Origin of the sequence: Gluconobacter roseus (assembly GCF_046058915.1) — a bacterium.
Classification (GTDB): Bacteria; Pseudomonadota; Alphaproteobacteria; order Acetobacterales; family Acetobacteraceae; genus Gluconobacter; species Gluconobacter roseus_A.
Window position 1 is genome coordinate 1676397 of sequence record NZ_CP175538.1, and the last position, 21386, is coordinate 1697782.

General features: G+C 55.5%; 23 protein-coding genes and 1 tRNA gene. 19 read left to right on the forward strand and 5 right to left on the reverse strand.

The window, feature by feature from the left end; translation table 11 throughout:
• Nucleotide 1 precedes the first annotated feature (1 nt).
• The 6 genes from ACJ2A4_RS07810 (at nucleotide 2) to ACJ2A4_RS07835 (ending at nucleotide 8101) form a co-directional block, all read left to right on the forward strand.
• Nucleotides 2-562 carry a hypothetical protein gene (locus ACJ2A4_RS07810; protein WP_408872389.1) on the forward strand — a complete coding sequence of 187 codons (561 nt, stop codon included), beginning with the start codon at nucleotides 2-4 and terminating at the stop codon, nucleotides 560-562.
• Between the two features lie 10 nt (nucleotides 563-572).
• Entirely contained in the window at nucleotides 573-1073 is a 501-nt protein-coding gene (locus ACJ2A4_RS07815; RefSeq protein ID WP_408872390.1) for a F0F1 ATP synthase subunit B, read from the forward strand.
• 4 nt (nucleotides 1074-1077) lie between these two features.
• Entirely contained in the window at nucleotides 1078-1845 is a 768-nt protein-coding gene (locus ACJ2A4_RS07820; protein WP_408872391.1) for a glycosyltransferase family 2 protein, read from the forward strand.
• A gap of 72 nt (nucleotides 1846-1917) precedes the next feature.
• Complete coding sequence (locus ACJ2A4_RS07825) at nucleotides 1918-3570, forward strand: ArnT family glycosyltransferase (RefSeq protein WP_408872392.1); 1653 nt, start codon at nucleotides 1918-1920, stop codon at nucleotides 3568-3570.
• 235 nt (nucleotides 3571-3805) lie between these two features.
• Nucleotides 3806-6445 carry a glycosyltransferase family 2 protein gene (locus ACJ2A4_RS07830; RefSeq protein WP_408872393.1) on the forward strand — a complete coding sequence of 880 codons (2640 nt, stop codon included), beginning with the start codon at nucleotides 3806-3808 and terminating at the stop codon, nucleotides 6443-6445.
• 435 nt (nucleotides 6446-6880) lie between these two features.
• The gene (locus tag ACJ2A4_RS07835; protein WP_408872394.1) at nucleotides 6881-8101 is read left to right on the forward strand and encodes a tyrosine-type recombinase/integrase; all 1221 of its coding nucleotides are present in this window, start codon (nucleotides 6881-6883) and stop codon (nucleotides 8099-8101) included.
• Here ACJ2A4_RS07835 and ACJ2A4_RS07840 read toward each other — a convergent pair.
• On the reverse strand, nucleotides 8080-8574 hold the full coding sequence (locus ACJ2A4_RS07840; RefSeq protein ID WP_408872395.1) for a helix-turn-helix domain-containing protein: 495 nt from the start codon (nucleotides 8572-8574) through the stop codon (nucleotides 8080-8082). The genes ACJ2A4_RS07835 and ACJ2A4_RS07840 overlap by 22 nt on opposite strands.
• A complete protein-coding gene (locus ACJ2A4_RS07845; protein ID WP_408872396.1) occupies nucleotides 8571-8930 on the reverse strand; it encodes a hypothetical protein in 360 nt (119 codons plus the stop codon). The genes ACJ2A4_RS07840 and ACJ2A4_RS07845 overlap by 4 nt, the downstream gene beginning before the upstream one ends.
• Nucleotides 8931-9330: 400 nt before the next feature.
• On the opposite strand from ACJ2A4_RS07845, the gene ACJ2A4_RS07850 reads away from it, so the two are divergent.
• The 12 genes from ACJ2A4_RS07850 (at nucleotide 9331) to ACJ2A4_RS07905 (ending at nucleotide 18963) form a co-directional block, all read left to right on the forward strand.
• Nucleotides 9331-10517 (forward strand): IS3 family transposase gene (locus ACJ2A4_RS07850; RefSeq protein WP_408872397.1). Its coding sequence is split into 2 segments (ribosomal slippage): nucleotides 9331-9601 and nucleotides 9601-10517, totalling 1188 coding nucleotides; the frame shifts between segments, so codons are not numbered across the junction.
• A 293-nt stretch (nucleotides 10518-10810) separates the two neighbouring features.
• Nucleotides 10811-11014 (forward strand): hypothetical protein, encoded by a 204-nt coding sequence (locus tag ACJ2A4_RS07855; RefSeq protein ID WP_408872398.1) that lies wholly within the window; start codon nucleotides 10811-10813, stop codon nucleotides 11012-11014.
• The gene (locus ACJ2A4_RS07860) at nucleotides 11014-11244 is read left to right on the forward strand and encodes a hypothetical protein (protein ID WP_408872399.1); all 231 of its coding nucleotides are present in this window, start codon (nucleotides 11014-11016) and stop codon (nucleotides 11242-11244) included. Before ACJ2A4_RS07855 ends, ACJ2A4_RS07860 begins: the two co-directional genes overlap by 1 nt.
• Nucleotides 11241-12047: a bifunctional DNA primase/polymerase gene (locus ACJ2A4_RS07865; RefSeq protein ID WP_408872400.1), complete on the forward strand. Its 807-nt coding sequence runs from the start codon at nucleotides 11241-11243 to the stop codon at nucleotides 12045-12047. The genes ACJ2A4_RS07860 and ACJ2A4_RS07865 overlap by 4 nt, the downstream gene beginning before the upstream one ends.
• A complete protein-coding gene (locus tag ACJ2A4_RS07870) occupies nucleotides 12044-13282 on the forward strand; it encodes an AAA family ATPase (protein WP_408872401.1) in 1239 nt (412 codons plus the stop codon). Before ACJ2A4_RS07865 ends, ACJ2A4_RS07870 begins: the two co-directional genes overlap by 4 nt.
• 860 nt (nucleotides 13283-14142) lie before the next feature.
• Nucleotides 14143-14709: a recombinase family protein gene (locus ACJ2A4_RS07875; RefSeq protein WP_408872402.1), complete on the forward strand. Its 567-nt coding sequence runs from the start codon at nucleotides 14143-14145 to the stop codon at nucleotides 14707-14709.
• 320 nt (nucleotides 14710-15029) lie between these two features.
• Complete coding sequence (locus tag ACJ2A4_RS07880; RefSeq protein WP_228119171.1) at nucleotides 15030-15215, forward strand: hypothetical protein; 186 nt, start codon at nucleotides 15030-15032, stop codon at nucleotides 15213-15215.
• Nucleotides 15212-16642, forward strand: coding sequence for a hypothetical protein (locus ACJ2A4_RS07885; RefSeq protein ID WP_408872403.1), 1431 nt, complete (start codon nucleotides 15212-15214; stop codon nucleotides 16640-16642). Before ACJ2A4_RS07880 ends, ACJ2A4_RS07885 begins: the two co-directional genes overlap by 4 nt.
• A complete protein-coding gene (locus ACJ2A4_RS07890; RefSeq protein WP_408872404.1) occupies nucleotides 16639-16956 on the forward strand; it encodes a hypothetical protein in 318 nt (105 codons plus the stop codon). Before ACJ2A4_RS07885 ends, ACJ2A4_RS07890 begins: the two co-directional genes overlap by 4 nt.
• Before the next feature lie 10 nt (nucleotides 16957-16966).
• Nucleotides 16967-17677 carry a hypothetical protein gene (locus tag ACJ2A4_RS07895; protein WP_408872405.1) on the forward strand — a complete coding sequence of 237 codons (711 nt, stop codon included), beginning with the start codon at nucleotides 16967-16969 and terminating at the stop codon, nucleotides 17675-17677.
• A 145-nt stretch (nucleotides 17678-17822) separates the two neighbouring features.
• Nucleotides 17823-18368 carry a hypothetical protein gene (locus tag ACJ2A4_RS07900; RefSeq protein WP_408872406.1) on the forward strand — a complete coding sequence of 182 codons (546 nt, stop codon included), beginning with the start codon at nucleotides 17823-17825 and terminating at the stop codon, nucleotides 18366-18368.
• Nucleotides 18369-18372: 4 nt separating this feature from the next.
• Nucleotides 18373-18963 carry a hypothetical protein gene (locus ACJ2A4_RS07905; protein WP_408872407.1) on the forward strand — a complete coding sequence of 197 codons (591 nt, stop codon included), beginning with the start codon at nucleotides 18373-18375 and terminating at the stop codon, nucleotides 18961-18963.
• A 182-nt stretch (nucleotides 18964-19145) separates the two neighbouring features.
• Here the strand turns inward: ACJ2A4_RS07905 and ACJ2A4_RS07910 are convergent.
• Nucleotides 19146-19221: transfer RNA gene (locus tag ACJ2A4_RS07910), tRNA-Ala, on the reverse strand.
• Nucleotides 19222-19362: 141 nt separating this feature from the next.
• Between ACJ2A4_RS07910 and ACJ2A4_RS07915 the strand changes: the two genes are divergently transcribed.
• Nucleotides 19363-19668, forward strand: a complete 306-nt coding sequence (locus tag ACJ2A4_RS07915; RefSeq protein WP_194259345.1) for a YggT family protein — start codon at nucleotides 19363-19365, stop codon at nucleotides 19666-19668.
• A 6-nt stretch (nucleotides 19669-19674) separates the two neighbouring features.
• Here the strand turns inward: ACJ2A4_RS07915 and ACJ2A4_RS07920 are convergent, their stop codons facing one another.
• Together ACJ2A4_RS07920 and tldD are read right to left on the reverse strand one after the other, a co-directional pair.
• Nucleotides 19675-19884, reverse strand: coding sequence for a hypothetical protein (locus ACJ2A4_RS07920; RefSeq protein ID WP_408872408.1), 210 nt, complete (start codon nucleotides 19882-19884; stop codon nucleotides 19675-19677).
• A 36-nt stretch (nucleotides 19885-19920) separates the two neighbouring features.
• Nucleotides 19921-21384 (reverse strand): metalloprotease TldD, encoded by a 1464-nt coding sequence (gene tldD / locus ACJ2A4_RS07925; RefSeq protein WP_408872409.1) that lies wholly within the window; start codon nucleotides 21382-21384, stop codon nucleotides 19921-19923.
• Between the last annotated feature and the right edge of the window lie 2 nt (nucleotides 21385-21386).

The window sequence follows — 21386 nt, forward strand, 5'->3', positions numbered from 1 at the left end:
CATGTACCGTACGCCACGCCTCTTCCTGTTCGCCGCTCCGCTTGCGGCCGTGCCGGGCCGTGCCGTGGCTGCGGGCATGCCACAGCTGAACTTCCACGATCCGCTGCTGATCGGACAGGTCGTCTGGGGAGCCGTCATCTTCGGCGGCTTCTATCTCGCCCTGAGCCGCTTCGCCCTGCCGCGTGTCGAACGGGTGCTGACCAACCGTCGGACCCGGATCCAGAACGATCTGGATGTTGCCCGCAAGGCCAAGGCTGAGGCCGACCGTGCCAGCGCGGAACTCCTCAGCGCCCGTCATGAAGCAGCCGAGCAGGCCCGCGCCCATGTGGAGCGGATCCAGAGCGAAGCCCGCGCCAATGCGGAGGCTCACGCTGCGGAAACGGCCAAGCGCCTCGAAGCCGAGATTGCAAACGCCGAAACCCGTATCACCCAGTCCCGTGAACAGGCCCTGTCCAGCCTGTCCGAGATCGCCACCAGCACCACCCAGGATCTGGTGTCGCGTCTGATCGGCACGCAGGACGAACAGACTGTCGCCAGCGCCGTCAAACGCGTCAGCGCCTAAGGAGACGAAGATGTTCCACGATCCCCGGTTCTGGACCGCCCTCGCCTTCGTCCTGTTCTTCGTCATTTTCGGGCGCAAGCTCTGGATCGCCGTCACAGGCCATCTGGATGCACGCGCCGACAGCGTCCGCCACGACCTCGACGAGGCTGCCCGCCTGCGTCGCGAAGCCGAGCAGATGCTGGAAGATGCCACCCGCGAGCGTGAAAAGACCCTGGCCGAAACACAGGCCATGCTTGCACGCTCCGAAGCCGAGGCCGCCGGTCTGGCAGAACGCGCCCGCAGGGACGCCGAAGCCGCCGCAGCCCGTTACGAAAAGATGGCGCAGGATCGTATTCACGCCGCCGAGCGTTCGGCTATCCGTGAAATCCAGGATCGCGCTGCCCAGATCGCTGTTGCCGCAGCCCGCGACGTCGTGTCGACCCGTCTGACGGAGAGCCCCGACATCGCCGCAACCCTGATCGACAAGGGCATCGACAGCCTGCCGGAAGCCCTTCGGCGCTCTGCTGCCTGATCCGATGCCCACCTCCACGGTGCAAGGTTCCTTTCATGACGACGGACAGCCCACAAGGCTCTCCGTCGTCATGGCCGTTCTGAACGAAGCGGAGAACATCCTCCCCGTCTGTCAGGAACTGGCAGACACTTTCGGCGCCGATCCTTCCGTAGAAATTCTGGCAATTGACGATGGCAGCACGGATGCCACCGTCAAAAAGCTGCTGGAAGCCCGCCGGACGCTCCTGCCACGCCTGCGCATCATCAGCCATCCAAAGCGTCTCGGAAAATCCGCTGCACTCCGCACCGGCATTACAGCCGCGAAGGGCCATTGGATCGCCACCATTGACGGTGATGGTCAGGACGACCCGTCCGCCATCCTGAAAATGCTGGATCACGCCGTATCGGCTCTGGGCGCATCGCCGCTGGTCGTTGGTGTCCGGCGCAAGCGCAATGACCGCCTGTCCCGCCGCATCGCAACGCGCTTTGCCAATGGCCTGCGTCGTCGCCTTCTGAACGACGGCTGCCCCGATACCGGCGCGCCCCTCAAACTGTTCTCCCGCGATCTTTTCCTGAAGATCCCGCAATTTGAAGGCGTCCACCGTTTTCTGCCTGCTCTGCTGGGACATTACGGCGCACCGCTGATCTGCATCGAAGTCCAGCACCGAGCCCGCCTTCACGGCAGTTCGAAATATACGAATTTCAACCGGGCCCTCGTGGGAATCCGTGACCTTCTGGGCGTCATGTGGCTTCAGAACCGCACGCACCTGCCCGACCATCTGACCGAACACTGAAGCCGTCACCGGATCCGGCCCTCCGGGATCCTGCCGCATGCCCGGCCTGACAGAACGGCGCGGAGAGTCCCCATGACCCTGAACCTCCGGCATTATGCTCTTCTCGGGCTGCTGGCCTTTCTGCTCGCGCTCCCCGGCCGCATGACGCTCCCGCCGCTCGATCGGGATGAACCCCGCTATATGGAAGCATCCGAACAGATGCTTCTCTCCCACAACTTCATCGACGTCCGCTTTCAGGACAAACCACGCTATCTCCAGCCGGCCGGCATCTACTGGCTGGAAGCAGCTTCAACTGCCGCCGCCGAAAAGATCTTCGGCCCTTCAGTCCTGCGCAAGACCTGGCCCTACCGGATTCCAAGCCTCCTCGCCGCAACCATCATTGTCCCCCTGACAGCGTGGATCGGCGCAACGCTTTTTGGTGGCGCAACAGGCCTGATGGCGGCAGGGCTGCTGATGGTCTCAACCCTGTTCGTCGCCGAAAGCCACATGGCCACCATCGACACGGTCCTGCTGCTTGATATCCTGTGCATCGAATCGGCGCTCCTTTGCGCCTTCACTGACCGACAGAAAAACTGCCCAACCCATCTCCGGGTTGCGATTGCATTCTGGCTCTCGCTGGGTGTTGGTCTGATGCTCAAAGGGCCTGTCGTTCTGATTCCGGGCTTCGGCACACCACTGGCCTTGTGGCTGATGGAAAGGGACCGGTCATGGTGGTCGCGACTGCGCCCGCGCTGGGGCTGGTTGCTCATGATTGCCGTCGTTGTTCCCTGGTGTGTGGCCATCGAGGTTATCAGTGGCGGCGATTTCTTCGCACGTGCCGTCGGTCGCAATTTTCTTGGCAAGGTCGCTCATGGTCAGGAGGCTCACGGCCTTCCCCCCGGCTTTCACCTGCTAGTTTTCGGACTGGCCTTCTGGCCCGGCTCACTCTTTGCAGCCCTTGCCGTTCCCGCCATCTGGAAAAAGCGGAAGCTTCCACAGGTCCGCTTCCTGCTCAGCTGGATCATCCCGCACTGGCTGGTGTTCGAACTGATTGCCACCAAACTTCCACACTACGTCCTACCAACCTATCCGGCGATTGCGATCCTCACCGCAGCAAGTCTTGTGGCATGGCCAACGCCTACCGTGCCCCAATGGGCAAAAGCCCTTTTCGGCATTTACGGTGTGCTGTGGACCGCCATTGGACTCGCCTTCTGTTTCGCTGGCAGCATTGCCCTCTATAAACTTGAACACACATTTTCCCTGTCCGCGCTGATCGCACTGGGAGGAACCCTGCCTCTGGTTCTCGGCGCCATCCTGATGCTCCTGAAACATCAACGTCGGCAGGCAGCTTTCTGCGCCATGGGTGCTGCCGTTATCGCTCATGCCGGGCTTTTTCTGGGCGTCATTCCCAATCTACAGACTATTCGCCTCAGCCCGCGGATCGCAGAGCTTTTCGACGATGTCCGGCCTTGCAACGACAGCGTGCTTGTTTCGTCATCCTATTCCGAACCAAGCCTCGTCTTCCTTGTCGGTCCCAACACCCAGCTTATAGGTCCGACCGAGGCGGCCAAATATCTACATGATCATTCGCAGTGCAGCCTGGCACTGATTGACCGCAAAGATGAACCTGCCTTTACTCAGGCTCTTCTCAAATATGGTCTTGAGGTTGTGGAATACGGCCGTGTCCAGGGACTGAATTATTCCAATGGACATCATCTGGATCTCGGAATTTTTGCGCCACGCTAAATCTGGTTTTTCTAATTTTTTTCATAAAAATTAAGAAAATTCTCAAAATTTTTCAGCCTTCGAAGCCTTTTGCCTTCCATAAAAGTCAGCAGAATCAATATTTTTTTACCTTCCCCCCGATATTTTCATGACTTGAAATCTTCAGAAGAGAACCTTTGAGTAAAATAGTTTTTTGTCCTATGTTTTAAATATTGTATCTGATTTAGAACATTGATGGTTGTGCAGGAGAAAATTAATGATAGTATGCCAGATAGATGAATTTTCCGTTAATGGTGTACGGGGATGGGCTACAGATACCGAAAACCCATCACAACCTGTATTTCTGCACGCTCTGGCAGACGGTCAGGAATTCCTTCAGTTCCATTGTACAGATCTCCGTGAAGACGTTTATGAAGCTGGAATTCCCTCAAAAAATACAGGCTTCCATATTACGGTTCCACATAATTTACTTGATGGCGAAGTCCATAATATCACCTTTAAAAACCGTCTAAATCAGATTGAAATCTACTCAGACAACCAAAAACTGGAATATATTCCTTTTGCTGCAAAGCTTCCCGTCGAAACACGTTCCTTCGTTGATGGTCTGAAACAGGGTGTTCTAAGCGGTTGGGTCGTCTGCGGAAATGATATTGAAGGCTGGAAAGGAAATCAGCAGCTTCTCGTAACCTGCGACGGTCAGAAAATCGCTCAGGTTGAAGCCAACAGATATCGGGGTGATGTCGGAAAAGCCCTGTCCTGCGATCCTTACTGCGGTTTCCAGTTTTCGCCACCCGAACTGTACCGCAAACCTTATCAGCAGGAGTTTCGTTTCTACGTCCTGCCTGACATGATCGAAGTTACAAACAGTCCCTGCCTGACTAGCTTCGTGACTGACGCTCATGAATCCCTGATCATCGACGTCATCGACAAAATTGACTCCCTCCATGTTGAACTGACCCGTTTGCGCCGGCAGGTTCGGGAAATCCTTCCACAACCCGGTTTTACGATCGCAGACTACCATTCCTGGGCAACGGCCTATTTCCCGGTTCTGCGCAAATACGTTGACCGCACCCGGGACGACGCAACCATCACCGGTAACCCGCTGGTCAGTATCGTCTGCCCTGTCTGGAATCCCAATCTCACGGATTTCAGGGCCGCGGTTCAGAGTGTCATGGCCCAGACATGGCAGAACTGGGAACTCATTCTTGTCGATGACTGCAGCAAAAACTCTGAATTACGGACTGTCATTGAAGATTTTGCCAAAGTTGATCCTCGCATCAAACCGATATTTCAGGAAAAGAATGGCGGTATCAGTGTCGCCACCAATGCTGGTCTCGCAGCCGCCCAGGGTGAATGGATCGCCTTCTTCGACCATGACGACCTGCTTACAGATGTAGCTGTCGAATACATGCTGCGTGAAGCCCAGAGAAGTCACGCCGATCTCATTTATTCCGATGAAGACAAGATCGATGCCAGTGGTTACTACAGAGAGCCGGCATTCAAGACGGACTGGAACTACCGACTGCTTCTAGGCGTCAACTACGTCTGCCACTTCGTGATGATCCGTCAATCCGCACTGCAGAATGTTGGTGGACTGAACAAGGATTATGATGGAGCGCAGGATCATGACTTCCTGCTGCGCGCGTCTGAACATATTCCGGCCGACAAGATCCATCACGTCCCCGAAATTCTCTATCACTGGCGTATCACGGCAAACTCGACCGCTTCAGACATTGGCAACAAGCGTTATGCCATTGACGCGGGCATCAAGGCCGTCAGCGATCATCTTGCCCGTAAGAATCTGCCTGCAAAGGTGGACTCCCAGATGGGGATGACGCTCTACACGGTGGATTGGGAGTTCAACCAGTCTCCGTCAGTCACAATCATCATTCCCTACAAGGACCAAATCGAGACAACAGCGCGTTGCCTGGAGGCAATCCAGAAATATACCCGTTATCCGAATTACAAGGTCATCCTCGTCGACAACTGGTCCATTACAAAGGAAGCTGCGGCATTCGCGAAAAAAGTCGATAAGATTCCCAATGTCGAGATTCTAACCGTCAAGGAACCTTTCAACTATTCCCGCATCAACAACCTTGCTGCACAAGACGAAAAATCCGATTTCCTTCTGTTCCTGAATAATGACGTTTTTGTCGAACAGGAAAACTGGCTGCAAATTCTGGTCAATGAGGCTCTAGCTGACCCGCAGGTTGCGATCGTTGGTGGCAAATTCGTCTATCCGAACCAGACAGTTCAGCATGCTGGCGTCTTGCTTGGGATCGGGGACGTTGCTGGGCATGCCCATGTCGGTATCCCGCGCAATGAAGGCGGTTATGCGGGCCGCGCCTATTTCCCACAGGAAATTTCGGCCGTCACAGCCGCTGGAATGCTGATCCGCCGTCCGGCTTTTGAACTGGTTGGTGGCTTTGATGAAGAACACCTCAAAGTCGCATTCAATGATATCGACCTGTGCCTCAAGGTCAGGGACGCTGGCTACAAAGTCATCTGGACGCCGGAGTTCTGTGCCGAACATCATGAAAGCCTCAGCCGCGGAAGTGATGATCGCCCCTCAACAGAACGTCGCTTCTTCCATGAAACACAGTTCATGATCGAAAAATGGGGAAACACGCTCCTTACGGATCCGTTCTACAACCCTCATTTCACGCTTGATCGTCAGGTCTTCTTTGACCTTACAATTCCGGGCGTGGACGAAACACGATACTCGCCACTGGCATCCACCAGAAAAAAAATCCGCCCTCTCTGGCCCGTAACCACATCACCTAAGGCCGAGCAGAAAAAAGCGTCTGCACCTGAAGAACCGGCGGCCAAAAAGCCTCCGGTCAGGGCACGACGGAAGAAGACATCAAGCACGACCGTTACAAGCCCCGTTGAGTAATCTTGGGGCTCCACTTTCAAAATAGATTATGAATTACAGGCCATGACTGTAAAAATTAGTCATGGCCGTCTCTTCAAGAGACAGTCTGAAGCTGTCCAAGAAATTGCCTCCTCAAATATTCAGAAAATCCTAACCTGTCTTCAGGCAGTAAATAGCCATTACTGCGTACAGATCAGGAATCTGTCACGCAATCAGATGATCTTTCTTATTGTCTGTAGCAGCCATATATCGGGAAAATACCGTGGTGGAGCTGAGGTCCACCAAACCTATGTGTCTGGGCGTCTCTGGTTCCGCCTTTAAGACAGTGTTTTCATGGGGATAATTTTTCCAATCATCCCAGGACGTCCCCCGAAGTCTCCCACGATGCCGATTTTTAACATGGGTCGGAACGTGGGTTTTCTATCATGGGTCGGATTTTCTGGGATAGAATGAAGCATGCCCAGAATTGCTTCGAACCGCCTGACCGCCCGAACCGTCGCTTCTCTCAAAGACGGGGTCTACGGAGACGGGAGCAATCTATGGCTGACCATCAAAGGCAACGTCCGAGCATGGTCAGTCCGCTTCAAAAGCCCGATCACCGGGAAATCTCGTGAGATGGGCCTGGGACCCGTCCGCGACGTGGGCTTGGCAGAGGCTCGCCGTCTGGCAACAGAAGCCCGACACATGATTGCTGATGGCTTGGATCCGATTGAAGAACGCAAGGCTGAGAAGGCCGCCCGCAAGCGTAAATCCGGACTGACTTTTGAGGACGTCGCTCGTCGATATATTCAGGAACAGACTCCTGCCTGGAAAGATCAGAGATCAGCTCCCGTCTGGACCAGTTCTCTCGAGATCCACGTTTTCCCCACTTTCGGAAAGAAGTTGGTATCTGCAGTCGATACAGATGACGTCCTGAAGATCCTTCGCCCCATATGGACCGAGAAGACAGAGACTGCAGGTCGGGTCCGTGGACGGATTGAACGGATCCTGGACTATGCAAAGACCCATGGCTGGCGGGAGAGTGAGAACCCGGCAAGATGGAGAGGACACCTCTCCAATATCCTCCCTGCTCCTTCAAAGGTCGCCAAGGTTGAACATCATGCTGCGGTGAATCGGAAAGACATCGCCAGAGTCATGGCCGCCCTCGCAGCATCAAACGGCCTTGCTGCCCAGGCAGTCCGGTTCCTGTGCCTGACTGCCGCTCGATCGGGTGAAGTCCGCTTTGCCACTTGGGATGAAGTTGATCTTGAGCAGAAGATCTGGACGGTCCCAGCAGAGCGCATGAAAGCCAAGCGGGAACATCGCGTCCCTTTGAGTGATAGTGCGTTGGAGATCCTGCAGTCAGTCCTTCCACTCCGCAATTCTCGACAAGGCGATTTCATCTTCCCAGGGCAACGCCGAGGCAAACCACTGACTGACGTGGCTCTGTCCAAAGCCCTCCATACGGCAGCTGGGACGAAAGAGGTCACCGTCCATGGCCTGCGCTCAACCTTCAGAGATTGGGCGGCTGAAGAGACAGATTTTCCTAGGGAAGTCGCGGAGATGGCGCTGGCACACGCCATCGGCGATAAAGTAGAAGCCGCCTATCGACGAGGTGATCTTTTCAATAAGCGACAGCAACTCTCAGAAGACTGGGAAAATTTTATAATCCCCAATTACGAAGCACACGTTGATTGAAGACGGACAGCCTCTTTCGTCCATCCCTTGCCCTCGTTCTCTCGGAAGCTGGTTTTGGCTCTGCCGTGTTTTTGCTCATCTAGATCGATAAGCATATCAATCAACTTGCCAATTTTTGCGTCTCCATCTGCTTTACGCATGTAAACAATGCGCAGAAGCTTGTCGCAGGCGCCATCAATGGCTTTCGCACGGTCCCCCTCCCACCGGGCAACGGTGGAACAACTCTGGCCTACAATATCGCCTAAACCCTCTTGCGAAAGGTGCAGCATGGAGCGCAAGAAGCGTACTTCGGCGCCACACATTCTATGAGAGCTGGTGATAATGCTCTTCGCAATGGCCTGGTGCAAACCCTCGACGTTATGGATTTTTACCATTTCGCCACGCGGCGTCTGCTTTACCTCAAAACCATTCGCAAGCCAGACATTATCAAGCCCGCATGCAGTGAAGTGGTACATGCCTTTGTTATCGGTCATAACCAATCCATCCATTCAACTGTGATGACTTCCAAATCTTCACCTGGAAATACAATCACTGTGACTACCCCGGCCTCACGTGAGCCAGGCATTCTCTTTTCGACGATGACTTTCCAGCCATCCTCTACTCTCTCAGGCGCCTGACATATAGTCCCGGTTTTCAGGATGTCGATCATATCGACAGAGTTCAGAACTCCCTGTTCTTCTCTTTCCTCAAGACGGTCATATGCGTGTGCGCTAACAAAGGGATCCCCTTGTTGTAGCCTCGTTCTTATCTCACGTTCTGCTTCATCCGTTCGTAGGTTGCCTTTATCGAGACGAACCGGCCGACGGGGGATTGGATTAACGTTACCCACGAGAGCCTCTTCGTCGTTGAAAGTGTCTTATTCTGATACAACGCAATCTTACATGGCAAGTTTGTTCATCGCTGACAATCCCTCAGATTTCTCTTCAATTGTAACGAATGTGACCAATTAGTGAACTTCACCAGTGAGCGAACAAAATCATCCTGAGAATCAAGCCCCTTACCTCGCTTACAGTCGCGACGGTCGTGCCAAGTGATCACAGATTATTTTTTCGCATTATCGGTCATTGATAACAGAATCGCGTCTCAAAAGCAATAATTTATGGCAAATTGCCATTATTGATTATCTAATGGGTGCTTAGGAGGTCTCGTTTACACCTGAAAATCAGAGGTGGACCCGGTTTTTCAGACAGGGCGATAAGCTATAATCCGACCTGAGAGAGGACGGGTTTATGGGCAAGGTTACGCGGAAACGATATTCGGCGGAGTTCAAGTCGCGGGTTGCGCTTGAGGCGATGCGGGGCGAGCAGACGCTGTCGGAGTTGGCGTCGAAGCACGGCGTGCACCAGACGATGATTGCCCAGTGGAAGCGCCAGGCAGTCGAGGGCATGGCGGGCATCTTCTCCGGCAAGGCGGCACCGGAGGCGGCGGCCAGCCCGGCCGACGTGGAGAAACTTCACGCAAAGATTGGCCAATTGCTGGTGGAACGGGATTTTTTGCGGGATGCCTCTGTGCGGTTGGGCATGCTCAGAGGCGGCAAATGATCGACCTGAAGCGGCCTCGGCTTTCCGTGGTGCGGCAATGCGCGCTGCTGCAACTCAACCGGTCGTCCGTGTATTACCGGCCGGTGCCGGAGAGTGAGGGCAATCTTGAACGGATGCGGCTGATCGACGCGCAGTTTCTTGAGACACCCTATTACGGGTCGCGGCAGATGACCCGGCATCTCAGGCGGCTCGGCCATGATGTCGGGCGCAAGCGTGTCCGTCGGCTGATGGCGACGATGGGGCTGCGGGCGATCTATCAGAAGCCGCACACGACGATACCGCATCCTGGGCATCGCAAATATCCGTATTTGCTGCGGGATCTGGTGATCGATCGCCCCAATCAGGTGTGGTGCTCGGACATCACCTATATCCCGATGCAAAAGGGTTTTCTGTATCTCGTGGCGATCATGGACTGGTCGACGCGCAAGGTTCTGTCCTGGCGGCTGTCGAACACGATGGATGCCGAGTTCTGCATCGAGGCGCTACAGGAGGCCCTGATCCGCTACGGCGCACCGGAGATCTTCAACACGGATCAGGGGTCACAATTCACGACGTCCCGGTTCACGGACGTGCTGCAAGCGCGCCAGATCCGCATCAGCATGGACGGGCGCGGCCGATGGCTCGACAACGTATTCATCGAGCGCCTGTGGCGATCCCTGAAATACGAATGCGTCTACCTGCACGCGTTCGAGACCGGTTCGGAACTGCGGGCCGGGCTCACTGCATGGATCGCGCATTACAACGGGCAGCGTCCGCATACGGCACTGGCTGGACGCACGCCCGATGAGGCGTATCATGACGCGCCGACGCCATCTGGTCCGGGGTTAACCCCGGACCAGATGGCCAACAGCAACGCCGTCAGAATGGCGGCATAACAACAACCGGGTATAGCTTATTCAAACCCAAAAACTGTCCGAACAGACGGGTCCACCTCTGGCATCCGATGAGAGACCGTCATAATCCCTTCTACATCGGCCAGGTCCGCGGATGCGCAGTGCGCTTTTTCCGTGCCCCGAATGACGTAGTTGCCCTGCCTTGGCATGCCTGTGCAGATCTGACAGCAGCAGCCGCGTTGCCGGACGACCTGCGAACGGTCTTTTTGAACATGACCAAATCCGGTCAATAGCAGGACAGCGTTCGAACAGTCGCGACTGATGCCGGTGACGTATTGATTGCCCCGCATTTTGTCGCTCAGGGGGCCATGGGTGCTTTTCAGCAATATGGCCTCGTTGACGAGGGTTTTGAGGACGACTGGTGCATCACCGCTGCCGAAGCAGCCTGCAAAATGCAGCAAGGCCTGAGCCCAGAAGAGAAGCTGAAGAACATCATCATGATGGGACGCCAGCATCTGGGTCGGGAGGACGATCTGTAATGGACGCCTCTTTCATTCCCGGCCTGCTCCACGCTGCTGAGATCTGCGACCAGTTCTGCAGTGAAAACGCGATGATTTCCCATGATGAAATTCTTCGGATTTGTCGTGCGGGGGAAGAGATGACGATGGAAAAGATGGATCATTCCGTGATCCATACTGCCAAGTCTCATGCCGCCCGCGAGATCGCAGCTTTCCTTCGCCGCCTCGTATCGGAAGGAGGCAAGGTATGAGCGCGTCCCTCAAAGTGGAAACCTCTCCTCATGAGGAGACAGCCCGCAAAGCTGCTGTGCTGGCCCAGAGCCTGCCGGTCTTTCCGTGTCGTGAAGACAAGGCCCCCGCTTGCCGCAACGGGTTCAAAGATGCTGTACGAGGCGAGAAGAACGCTCTTGCCTTGTGGCGTCAGTGCCCAGGACCGCTCATCGGCGTTCCGACTGGTGTCATTTCCGGCTTTGACGTTCTGGATCTCGACCTGCAGCACGCAACGGCTGACGAATGGTATGGCGAGCACTGCACACAGCTTGCCGGTCACCGGATGCAGCGTACGCGCTCAGGTGGCGTGCATCTCCTTTTCCAGCATCGGGAAGGTTTGCGGAACAGTGCCAGCAAACTCGCACGCGGCGTCGATGTCAGGGCGGATGGTGGATACATCATCTGGTGGCCCGCAACAGGTCTGGAAATCATTGAACGGGTCCGTCCCCAGCTATGGCCTGCCTGGCTGATAGAGACTCTGACACCGGCACCACCCCCGAAAGCCGATCTCTCAAAGATCGAGAACGGTCTGAAGAATGCGGACCGATATGCGGCTGGTGCCCTGCGTGCTGCCGTCCGGGCTGTTGCAGCAACCGGACAAGGTGGCCGAAATGACCGCCTGAACGCAGAGACCTACTCCCTCGCCCGCTTCGTGCCCGAAGGATACCTGACTGTCAGCCAGATTGCGGAAGCCATGGCAGCAGCCGGACTGGAAGCGGGTCTCACGTCTCAGGAAATCCAGAAGACCATTGCGTCCGCATTGAAGTCGAGAGGTGTCATGTGAGCACCGCCCTGGACCAGATTGTTTCCGACGCGACAGACAAAGCCGTCACTGCACAGCATCAGGCAAAGGAGCGTGAGGCACTTGGTCCGGCAGGGAGCAAGGCGCTCCTGACATTCGATACTGACGATTGGCAGGAAAGCTGCATCCCCAAACGTCCGTGGGTTGCTCCTGGCTATCTTCTGCGCGGCGCTGTTACCGTAGTAGTCGGGGCGCCTGCAGCAGGTAAATCGAGCCTGATGGTTGGATGGGCAGCAGCTCTCGGACTGGGCCTGCGCTATGGGCGTATGCAGACACCGCCCCGCAAGGTCATGACCTACAATGTCGAGGATGACCGCGACGAGCAGCGCCGTCGTTTTTCAGGTGTTCTGCGGTACATGGGCCGTACATCTGCAGATCTCCGCCAGAACGTCATCCGGATCGGCACGGATGGTATCGGCACCCTGCTGACCATCGATCCGAATACACACACCCTCGTTCCCACCGAAGCCATGCACCAGATGCTTCAGCAGCTTGCCAGCATGCGCCCGGACGTCCTCATTCTGGATCCGCTAGTTGAGCTTCATGAGGCCGAGGAAAACGACAATACGGCCGTTCGTTCTGTCATGGCCTATTTCCGCAGTCTGGCAATCCGGTACGAGATGGCGGTTGTCCTGCTCCATCACACTCGTAAAGGCTCTTCAGCAACGGCTGGCGACCCTGACGTGGCACGCGGCGCATCGTCCGTCATCGGTGCTGCCCGTATCGTGCTGACAGTCACCGTCATGACCGAAGAGGAAGCCAATAACTTTGGGATCAAGGCTGACCATCGGCGGTTCTTCTCCCGCGTTGATGGCGCCAAGATCAATGCCGCTCCGATCGGGACTGCTGAATGGTTCGAGCGGGAGTCACGCGAATTGGACAACGGTGACATGGTGCCGGTCATGGTGCCCTGGTCCCCGCCGCATGACATGATCTCCATGGAGCAGATGGACGCTATCAAGGCTGGTATAGCGAAAGGCAGCCCGACCGGTCCGTGGAGCCCGAAGCTTTCAAAGGATGCCCGGTCTGTGAAACGCCTTCTGAGTGAGAGCGGTGTCAGCACTGCTGAAGGGCAACGGAAGGTTCTGGACGAACTGATGTGTGCCGGGTTTGGGTCATTTGAATTCAAACGTTCGAACAACGCTCGTGCCCAAGGCTTAAGGACGCCAGACGGATCTCCAACGAACGTACGATGGGTTGATGATGAGAAAGCATGATCCGTGCAACTTCCGTGTAAGATCCGTGCACGCATGGATGTCGGAACCCTATAGGGGAATAGACCATCCGTGTGGTCTATCCACCCGTGTGGGTTCCGTGCGACTTCCGTGCAGAAAATTGGCTATCAGTAGGGAGACACCGCCCTCTCACGGCACTGAAATACCCATTCGGGATTTCCCACAATGTCATACAGATCGGCCGTAATGTCCTACACAGGCCCATCCGGACATTTCCAAAATGTCTTACACGGCCCACTTAATGTTTTACCCGTTACGGATTAGCGACATCCCATAATGTTTTACCCAGGTAGACTTTTTGTTTTACCGAAAAGGGGAGTAACGGGGGGACCAGCCGTTGCCCGAGCAGCACCTTGAAACGGAGGTGGCTATGCAAGAGAGAGAATTCTGCAAGCAGCCTTGTTTGAAGGTCTGAATTGATCTTCAGGGTGAGGAAGAAAAGGACCGGTTTCGGGGTCTGGAATGCCCTTGCGAAAATCGATGACCTGATGGCCCGGATACTTCCGGCAGTCTTGCCCAATAAATAGGCAGAAAAATTCCCGCGTCTTGCACTCGCATATAGAAGCATGTTGCTTCGGACGAATTTCGTACGAAGTCAGTTTTGCTCACTTTTGAGCCGTCCCGATCCGGACACCTGATTACATTTTTCCAATCGAAAAAAAATAACGATCTTATCTCCTGATCCCTCAGGACGTCTCCCGTTGTCCTAAAAGGCAAGCCCATGTGGGACATGAGAACGATGGGACAAAATGACGGAAAGTCCTTGTCCTATGAAATTGCATTTGACTTTTGAGACAACACCAATCTAGGGTCTAAGGGATTTTTAGGACATGAGACCCGCTATGAAGATTGGATATGCCCGCGTTTCGACGGTTGATCAGGATGCCGGACTGGAAGCCCAGATCCGGGACTTGAAGGCAGCCGGATGCGAGAAAGTCTTTGGTGAGAAGATCAGTGGCAAGGATGCAAAACGCCCTGAACTGCTGGCTGCGCTTGAATTTATCCGCACCGGTGATGTGCTGGTGGTAACGAAGCCCGATCGCATGGCGCGCTCAACGGCTGACCTGCTGGCCTACGTTGAAGCACTGAAGACCAAGGGGTGCGGCCTGATTGTCCTGTCAATGAATGGGACAACGCTCGATACGACGAGCCCCACGTCAAAGCTGATGCTGACCATGCTGGCAGCGGTGGCAGAGTTTGAGCGTGATCTCATGTTGGAACGTCAACGGGAAGGCATCGCCAAGGCGCGTCAGGAAGGCAAATACAAGGGCCGTCCTCGGACGGTCATGTCCCAGGCTGAGACCATCCGCAAGATGAAGGCAGATGGCCATTCCGCGGCCGCCATTGCCAAGGAGCTCGGAATTGCACGTTCTGGTGTCTATCGGGCGCTTAATGAAGAGGTCAGATAAGCATACGAACGTCGAAAGTAATAAAAAATAATCACTCGTCCCCCGGCGTCCCCATAAGTCCCCCATAATCCCAAGTTGTTTCATATTTACTTTCAATTTACTTCACATACCAAAAATATTTATTGAAATATAAAGTATAACCCCGTTATCACCGGGGTATGAAACGTATATCCCCTCACTCAAGGCCAAGTAGCCTCCAGAAACTCGACGGAAGGAGCAAGGAAGCTCGCCTGCTCAAAAGAGTACGTTCTGATCTCATTGAACACGTCGGAGGAAAGCCTTCCGCAACACAGAAAGCCCTCATCGAACGCGCGGCCTGGATGACGCTCCATGTCACCATGATGGACCGCAAAATGATGGAAGGAGGCGCTCCGGCCGAACGAGATGCCCGCCAGTATCTGGCGTGGGCCAACACCCTTACGCGCACCATGCGCCAATTGGGAATTGAAGGTACCGCAGCAAGCGCACCCTCTCTGGATGCCTATCTGAACGGACGGGTGGCATGAACATCATCGACGCGATGACGGATGACAATCTGTTCGGTTCTCATTTTCAGGGTGACACATGGGCCGCGTGGAAAGCTTTCCTCAAGGCACTCTTTGCACTTCCCATGGGTGAACAGGATCTTCCCTTTTATCAGCAGCACACGGGCCGGACGGAAGCGCCTACAGACCCATTCAAAGAAGCAACACTGATATGCGGACGCCGTGCTGGCAAAAGTCGTATTCTTGGCCTGATTGCGACCTATCTGGCGACGTTCCGAGATTACGCGCCCTATCTCGCCCCTGGTGAAATGGCGACCGTTGCTGTCATCGCCTCTGACCGCAAGCAGGCCCGCACCATCTTCCGCTACATTTCGGGTACGCTATCCTCCGTGCCAATGCTGGCCAATATGGTGCAGGATGAGACCAACGAGACAATCACGCTCTCGAACCGCGTCATCATTGAAATTGCAACAGCCAGTTTCCGCGTCACCCGCGGCTATACCTTTGCAGCAGTCCTTGCAGATGAGACAGCGTTCTGGCGTTCAGACGAAGCAAGCGCCAATCCTGATGAGGAAATCATCAAAGCCATTCGGCCGGGCCTGAGCACTATTCCAAGTGCAATGCTCCTGCTTGCCTCGTCGCCCTATGCCAAGCGTGGCGTCCTCTACAAAACTTTCCGGAAGCATTGGGCACAGAATGATGCCCGCGTCCTGGTATGGCGTGGCTCAAGCATGGAAATGAACCCTGCGCTGGATCCTGCGATCGTTCAGGAAGCGTATGACGACGATCCTGCTGGCGCCGCTGCCGAATACGGTGGGGAATTCCGTAGCGACATTGCTTCCTTCATTACCCCTGAAGTCATTCAGGCCTGCACAGTGCCTGACCGGTACGAACTGCCGTTCATCTCTGGCAATCTCTACCGGGCATTTTGCGACCCTTCAGGCGGATCAGGCGATAGCTTCACGCTTGCCATCGCTCATGATGAAGGAGGCATCACGGTCCTTGATTGCGTCCGTGAAATCAAGCCCCCCTTCAGCCCCGATGCTGCAACCAAGGAACTGGCTGACACCATCAAATCCTATGGCCTGAAGACGGTCACGGGTGACCGCTATGGTGGCGAGTACCCTCGCGAACGGTTCCGGGCACACGGCATCAACTATACCCTCAGCGATAAGGACCGTTCAGGGCTTTATCTCGAAGCGCTGCCCAAGCTGAATGCAGGCAAAGTTGAACTGCTCGATCTCAAGCAGATCGAACGTCAGTTTTGTGGCCTTGAGCGTCGTACTGCTCGTAGCGGCAAAGACTCTGTCGATCATGCTCCAGGCAGTCACGACGATCTTGTGAACTCGATTGCTGGTGTGCTCGTGCAGGCCCCCGTACGGCGGATGCCCAGCTTTGCCGGATACAAATCCCAATCCCCCTACAGAAATCGGAGTTATGCCCTGTGATCGACAGGCAGATAAATGCGGCCATCCGTGCAGAGCGAGACCGCAACCAACGCATTGAAACCGCACGTCAGCGTGTAGCCCCCATTCTTGGGATGGATGCAGCACTTCAGGCGACAAGTGCTGCCCAGCTTTACCGCGACGCCTTGCAGACGCTCGGCTTTAATGCCCGTGGCGTCTCGCTAAGTGGCCTGGAAGCCATGATGGATATGGCAGGAAAGGTACAGACCAGCCGCCTGAGCCCACGTTCCTCACTCGCCCATGATGCCGCCGCAGACAGTCCGCTGTTTGGTGCCTCTCCCAATCGTAAAGCTTGAGGGAAACATAATGGAAAACGCACGCCAGTACCTTGCGGACAGTATCGCCGCAGAACACGCTGCCCGTGAGGAGCAGAGAGCCACCCGGGCTGCCATGGATACGGCGCGAACACGTTGCCGGGAATGCAGGGACGCTATTACCGCGGCTGAAGAGGCCCTTGCAAAAGCCCGCGAGACTGACCCTGACGAATTGATTGCAGCAGCCCGGGAAGGTCGTCCTCCCGTGCTCTCCAAGGCCAGTGAGCGGCGCTATGCATTGGCGGCGGCACGCGATGAACTGGAAGCAGCAAAGCGGACAATGACTGAATTGAGCTCTCGTGTGCCTGATGCTGAGGCGACACTAGGGTTTGCCAAAACCGCGACCATACAGGCTGCAGCACGTGTCATTCAGGATAGCCCTGAATGGGCTTCTTTGGTCGAGAAGACACGTCAGCACGAACAGGAATTGATTACCTGTTATGCCGTTCTAGGCACGCTGTCAGATGCTGGTTTTTATCATCATACTGACTGCAAGTTCGATCCTGCAAAGAACGGCGATCGTAGTGTGGTGCTTCGCATGAGACAGTTGGCCGACCAAGAAATTCTTACATCCTGGACAAAGGCTTTTTCCGGTCTTTCCAGTGATGCTCAGACGTTGCTTCCAGGCGCTGATGCCTCAAAACCCATGCCCATAGAAACCAAGGTCACGAAGCCAAAGCGTAGCCTGTTCTCTGCCAAGTAAAACGATCCGCCAAGTTGGTAAGTGGCGGTCATAAACACCAACGAGCCATGGGGGCATTCATGCTCAGTCCCGCGATGGCAAGACGGTGGAAGACCCTTCATCTTCCGCCGCACATCTCCCCCGCAAATAAATAAAGAGACGATCAATGAAACAGGCGACACGCGATACGCTTGAGAGATTTCTACATCCACGGATGTCCACAGAACATGCGCCAGAGATCCGGGATGCCATTGAAACCTGTGTATCTACGAGAGGATCCGAAGGGAAAGATTCCCCTGAACTGGCTCTCCGTACGACCACCCTCCTGGGACTTTTGGAAGATGATTTGACCCCCGACGAATATGAGCGGGCTAAAAAGATCGTTCTGGGCGATCAATCCATTGCCCAGGATGCAGCAATCCGTGCCTGCCTTGGAATGCGCGATTACCGGCGTGCTGTCGAAGAGCTACGACCGCTCCTTGGGAATGACGTTCTGAACTACGGCACGTCGGCCGGGCTTTATTGCGCTGGCCTGAGAATAATGGGGGTTGCTGTGGATGAAGCACCCTTTGATGCTGCCAGAGCAATGTTCAGCAATGTCTGCCAACAGAAAAACGCTCAGTCCCTTGGTATGGATCGGGCTCCCGCCTTGCTCCAGCCTGTTGAGGAAGACTCTCCCCTTCACGGGGCAACTCCACGGCGCAGGAGTTAAGCTCATGGCGAAATCATTCATCCGAGGCTTGGATCGCCTTCAAAAAAAACTGGAAGGCGCAGCAAAAGCCGCATCCGCAGGCCTCATGGAGCAGTTACTGAACCGTGTCTTGGCCAAAACCAAAGAGCTTCCCCACCTGAACGTTGGTTTTTTTGAAGGCGCCACATATCCCTACAGCAATGGAAGCTCTGCTGGAAAACCTTATCCGGACGGTACACCTGTCGCTGCGGTGGCTGCCTTCAATGAATTCGGAACGGATCGTATTCCTCCCCGCCCCTTCATGCGTCAGACCATCGCCAAAAATCAGGCTGCATGGGGTGCACTTGTTGCTGCCTGCCTCAAGCGGACCCGTGGTGATCCAGAAAAGGCTCTGGAGATGGCTGCGGAGAAAATTGTAGCCCAGCTTCAGGAACAGATCAGAACGCTTCAGTCTCCGCCCCTTGCCGAATCCACAGTGGAAAATCGCCTTAGATCCACAAAAAAGAGCGGAAAACTCTCTACGGTGAACATGACGACAGCATCCAAGCCCCTGATCGACACAGGACACTTGCTGAATTCAGTGGGTTACGAAGTCACAACAGGGAGGAAGGACTAATTAAGGCTGTGTTCGGCAGGGCTTCTAGTCAGTCTCTGGGGATTAGAATGCTTCTGAAAACTCCGTCCCCCGACATCCCCGGACGTCCCCCGAAAACCCAGCATTAAACATGGGTTTTAACGTGGGTCAGAAGAGGTAATTTTTCAAAAAATGGCTGTTTATCAATAAAAATAAGCCCACCATGGTGGAGCTGAGGGGAATCGAACCCCTGACCTCCTCATTGCGAACGAGGCGCTCTCCCATCTGAGCTACAGCCCCACGGCAGGACAATAGTTCTCCTCTTCGTGCAGGCTGTCAAGCAGACCTGCACGCAGGACGTTGTTCTGTGCTATCGCTATGATTACAAGCGTTCTCCGACCGGCCTTTCGGCTGCCCTTCCGACATTCGACGAGGTTTCATATGGTTGCCCTGCACGCCATTATCCTGATGCTGATCCAGGCTTTTGTATGGATTCTGCTGGCCTATTGCATCCTGTCGATGCTGCTGGGTTTCGGGATCCTGGATATCCGCAACCGCTTTTTCTATTCCATCTTTAACGCGCTGGCCCGGATCGTCGAACCCGTGATGGCCCCGATCCGCAACATCCTGCCCAATACCGGCGGTATGGATTTTGCCCCGATGGTTGTCCTGCTTCTGATCCAGTTCCTGGTCTATCCGGCTGTCAATCGGATTTTCTTCATGCTTGCGACCCATAACAGCTTCTGACGCTGCCTATCTCAGAGCGCGCCAGACCTCTTCCAGAGCGTCCACCAGAACAGGTCCTGTCACACGATGCTGCGTCCCATCCGGACGCTGCATCCAGACTGACCAGCCCTCTCCGTTCTGGCGTTCCATTCTCACAGCCCAGTCGCCTGGGAGACGCGAAAAAACCCGCTCCATCCGAACCTCAGGCGTCAGCGGCTTGGCGTAATTATGTCCCATTCCAGATAACCTTCCCCTTCTGAGGCGGCCGGGATCTCAGCCCGTCCCGCCCACGGTCAGACCCGAAATTTTCAGCGTCGGCTGCCCGACACCAACCGGTACGCCCTGTCCGGCCTTGCCACAGGTTCCAATCCCCGGATCAAGCGCCACGTCCGAACCGATCATGGAAATCTGGTTCATGGCGTCCGCTCCATTTCCGATCAGTGTGGCACCCTTCACCGGGCGGACAATCTTTCCATCTTCCACCAGATAGGCTTCCGAAGCCGCGAACACGAACTTGCCAGACGTGATATCGACCTGTCCGCCACCAAAGTTCACGGCATAAAGCCCGCGCTTCATGGAGCGGATCATGTCCTCCGTTGTGGCGCTGCCTTCCAGCATAAGTGTATTGGTCATGCGCGGCATGGGTGCGTGGGCATAGGATTCCCGACGTCCATTCCCGGTCGAATGCGTTCCCATCAGACGCGCATTCAGCCGATCCTGAAGATAGCCGGTCAGAATCCCGTCTTCAATGAGAACCGTCCGCGACGTCGGCGTCCCTTCATCATCAATGCTCAGCGAACCACGACGCTCCGGCAGCGTTCCGTCATCGATCACCGTCACACCTGGAGACGCCACCCGCTTGCCGATCATCCCGGAAAAGGACGATGTGCCTTTGCGATTAAAATCACCTTCCAGACCGTGTCCTACGGCCTCATGCAGTAGAATACCCGGCCATCCTGGGCCAAGTACCACATCCATTTCGCCCGCAGGTGCAGGCGCGGCCTCCAGCGTGATCAGGGCCTGCTTCAGGGACTTGTCCACGGCCTCACGCCATGTTTCCGGAGCCAGAAGCCGGTCCAGTTCATAACGTCCACCAAGGCCGCAGCTTCCGCTTTCCCGCTGCCCGTCTTTCTCCACAACGACCAATACATTCATGCGCACCAGAGGTCGCAGATCCGCAACATCGCCGCCTGAATCCGCGCGCCGCATGATCTGCACAGCCTGCCACTCGGAACTGAGTACGGCACTGACCTGCACCACCCGGGAATCCAGACCGCGCGCATAAGCGTCGATCTCGCTCAGAACCGCCGCACGCGCTGCAAAGTCCGTGCCTTCAAGCGGGCGAGAATCGCCGTATAGCCGCTGGTTCGTCGCCTGCGGGCCCGGCGCCATGATGCCACTGCGCCCCTGCCGCACGGCACCAACTGTACTGACGGCACGTTCCAGAGCATCCCGGCTGATATCATCTGCATGCGCGAAAGCCGTTTCCGTCCCCAGAACAGCCCGCAGTCCAAACCCCGAAGACGTATTGAAACTGGCCGACCGGATCGTCCCGTCATCCAGGCTGATGCTTTCGTTTTCCCGGTATTCCAGAAAGAGCTCGCCATCATCCACACCATCGAGCCCGCGATTGACGAGCGCCTTGGCATCGTCACGGGTCAGCTTTGAATCGGATCGCCCGAAAAACAGAGCATCGGTCGTCGCAAGAGCGCCCAGAGCATCAGCAGCAACAGACATGG

What these genes read in the sequence shown, in the direction of transcription:
- ACJ2A4_RS07835 (WP_408872394.1), top strand. Translation starts at nt 6,881, where the DNA reads ATGCCCAGAATTGCTTCGAACCGCCTGACCGCCCGAACCGTCGCTTCT.
- ACJ2A4_RS07920 (WP_408872408.1), bottom strand. Translation starts at nt 19,884, where the DNA reads ATGGGACATAATTACGCCAAGCCGCTGACGCCTGAGGTTCGGATGGAG.
- ACJ2A4_RS07865 (WP_408872400.1), top strand. Translation starts at nt 11,241, where the DNA reads ATGAGCGCGTCCCTCAAAGTGGAAACCTCTCCTCATGAGGAGACAGCC.
- ACJ2A4_RS07815 (WP_408872390.1), top strand. Translation starts at nt 573, where the DNA reads ATGTTCCACGATCCCCGGTTCTGGACCGCCCTCGCCTTCGTCCTGTTC.
- ACJ2A4_RS07915 (WP_194259345.1), top strand. Translation starts at nt 19,363, where the DNA reads ATGGTTGCCCTGCACGCCATTATCCTGATGCTGATCCAGGCTTTTGTA.
- ACJ2A4_RS07895 (WP_408872405.1), top strand. Translation starts at nt 16,967, where the DNA reads ATGGAAAACGCACGCCAGTACCTTGCGGACAGTATCGCCGCAGAACAC.
- ACJ2A4_RS07885 (WP_408872403.1), top strand. Translation starts at nt 15,212, where the DNA reads ATGAACATCATCGACGCGATGACGGATGACAATCTGTTCGGTTCTCAT.
- ACJ2A4_RS07880 (WP_228119171.1), top strand. Translation starts at nt 15,030, where the DNA reads ATGACGCTCCATGTCACCATGATGGACCGCAAAATGATGGAAGGAGGC.
- ACJ2A4_RS07860 (WP_408872399.1), top strand. Translation starts at nt 11,014, where the DNA reads ATGGACGCCTCTTTCATTCCCGGCCTGCTCCACGCTGCTGAGATCTGC.
- ACJ2A4_RS07810 (WP_408872389.1), top strand. Translation starts at nt 2, where the DNA reads ATGTACCGTACGCCACGCCTCTTCCTGTTCGCCGCTCCGCTTGCGGCC.
- ACJ2A4_RS07825 (WP_408872392.1), top strand. Translation starts at nt 1,918, where the DNA reads ATGACCCTGAACCTCCGGCATTATGCTCTTCTCGGGCTGCTGGCCTTT.
- ACJ2A4_RS07900 (WP_408872406.1), top strand. Translation starts at nt 17,823, where the DNA reads ATGAAACAGGCGACACGCGATACGCTTGAGAGATTTCTACATCCACGG.
- ACJ2A4_RS07830 (WP_408872393.1), top strand. Translation starts at nt 3,806, where the DNA reads ATGATAGTATGCCAGATAGATGAATTTTCCGTTAATGGTGTACGGGGA.
- tldD (WP_408872409.1), bottom strand. Translation starts at nt 21,384, where the DNA reads ATGTCTGTTGCTGCTGATGCTCTGGGCGCTCTTGCGACGACCGATGCT.
- ACJ2A4_RS07820 (WP_408872391.1), top strand. Translation starts at nt 1,078, where the DNA reads ATGCCCACCTCCACGGTGCAAGGTTCCTTTCATGACGACGGACAGCCC.
- ACJ2A4_RS07875 (WP_408872402.1), top strand. Translation starts at nt 14,143, where the DNA reads ATGAAGATTGGATATGCCCGCGTTTCGACGGTTGATCAGGATGCCGGA.
- ACJ2A4_RS07840 (WP_408872395.1), bottom strand. Translation starts at nt 8,574, where the DNA reads ATGACCGATAACAAAGGCATGTACCACTTCACTGCATGCGGGCTTGAT.
- ACJ2A4_RS07905 (WP_408872407.1), top strand. Translation starts at nt 18,373, where the DNA reads ATGGCGAAATCATTCATCCGAGGCTTGGATCGCCTTCAAAAAAAACTG.